Source organism: Streptomyces sp. NPDC005728 (assembly GCF_040630895.1).
Classification (GTDB): Bacteria; Actinomycetota; Actinomycetes; order Streptomycetales; family Streptomycetaceae; genus Streptomyces.
On the sequence record NZ_JBEXYL010000285.1, the window covers coordinates 1 to 1,529 of the forward strand.

A 1,529-nucleotide genomic window follows, 5' to 3' on the forward strand; every position below is an offset into this window, starting at 1 on the left:
CACATGCAGGTCGCTCGCGAACTCGCCGCCCACGGCTACCCGCGCGAGGCCGGACCCGGCGTGTACGACATCCACTCCCCGCGGGTACCCGGTGCGGACGAGGCGGCCGAACTGCTGCGCCTCGGGCTCGAGGCCATCCCCGCCGAACGGCTCTGGGTCAACCCCGACTGCGGCCTGAAGACGCGCGGCTGGGCCGAGGTGAGGGCCTCTCTGGAGAACCTGGTCGCCGCGGCTCGGGCGGTGCGCGCGGAGCTGTAGCGGGCACTGCGTCCACGCCCGCCCCGGCCGTCCTGACCGGGGTGGGCGTGCGCCGCTGCCGACCTTGCCCGTACCGTCGTACGCACTCGGTACAGGACACCCCGCCCCGTGGCGGAGGCAGGAGGAGCAACCGCGTGACCAGCCGTGTCACCTTCGTCGCGCCGGCGACCACACCCTCGCTGCGGCGGGCTCGCTTCGACGCCGGCGACTCGATCGAGGACGGTGCGGCGGCCCGGGCCAGGTCGGCGGCCAGGTCGCTGCGCGCCGCGGAGCGGGCCTTCGTCTCCCCCAGTGTGCGCTGCCGGGAGACGGCGGCCGCGCTCGGTCTCGCCGCCCCTGCGGTCCCGGAACTCTCGGGCCTGGACGTGGGCCGGTGGCTGGGGCGGACGCTGGACGAGGTCGGCGCCGCCGAACCGGAAGCGGTGGCCCACTGGCTGACCGACCCGGGCGCCGCCCCGCACGGCGGAGAGTCGGTACGGGAACTGTGTGCGCGGGTCGCGCGGTGGCTGGACACGAGTGGTGCAGCGGACGGCAGGACGGTCGCCGTGGTGGAGCCGGAGGTGGTGCGGGCCGTGGTGGTGCACGTGCTGGGGGCGCCAGAGGCCGCGTTCTGGCGCGTCGACGTCCGTCCGCTCACGGCGACGGAGGTCACCGGCCGGTCCGGGCGCTGGAACCTGCGCATCGGACACGACCTCGGCCAGTCCGGGGGCGTCGACTGATACCAGTCGGCTCAGAGGCCTTGGCCCCGGTGGCGGCGCGGCAACTCCGCTATGGCGCACGGCAGACAGCCGGGGTCCGTGTCGCCTGTCTCCCCGTGCCGGCCGTGGCAGTCGGCCTCCTCCCGAGGGCCGGCGCCCTCATCCCGCGTGGGACAGGCGGCCGTCGGCACACCGACCAGGGCTTCCAGCTCCTGAAGAGTCTCTCGGTCCGTTTGACCTGCTGGGCAAGGACTCGTACGCGGGCGCTCTGGCCGCCGATCTGGCGTCGGCTGGCGATGAGTTGGGCGTAATCCTGAGGGGTCAGATCGACCGCCTCACGTCCGCCGAGCGTGATGTGGCGCGGTTGGGGATGCTGTCTGGCCACTCGGCTCCTCCGCCTGTCGCCTCTGCCGCTGTCCCGAGAACGCGAGAGGGCCCCCGGACAGTTCCGAGGGGCCCTCTTGTGTCCGACCGCCAGCAGCACGCTGAGCGTGCGGCGTCCCTCGCGTCAGTGGCAGGGGAAACCGAGCAGATGACGGGCGTCATGCACCCACTCATGAACCTCCGTACCAC

2 protein-coding genes and 1 pseudogene are annotated in these 1,529 nt (G+C 73.6%); 2 read left to right on the plus strand and 1 reads right to left on the minus strand.

The features are described from left to right. Both ABZ471_RS48610 and ABZ471_RS48615 read left to right on the plus strand, forming a co-directional pair. A pseudogene (locus ABZ471_RS48610) lies at window positions 1–258 on the plus strand (5-methyltetrahydropteroyltriglutamate--homocysteine S-methyltransferase); the annotation flags it as partial. Between the two features lie 134 nt (window positions 259–392). Beyond that, window positions 393–977, plus strand: a complete 585-nt coding sequence (locus ABZ471_RS48615) for a histidine phosphatase family protein (protein ID WP_359075610.1) — start codon at window positions 393–395, stop codon at window positions 975–977. 487 nt (window positions 978–1,464) lie between these two features. Here ABZ471_RS48615 and ABZ471_RS48620 read toward each other — a convergent pair. Next, window positions 1,465–1,529: CbtB-domain containing protein (locus ABZ471_RS48620; RefSeq protein WP_359075351.1), on the minus strand; the 65-nt coding region annotated here is incomplete at its 5' end.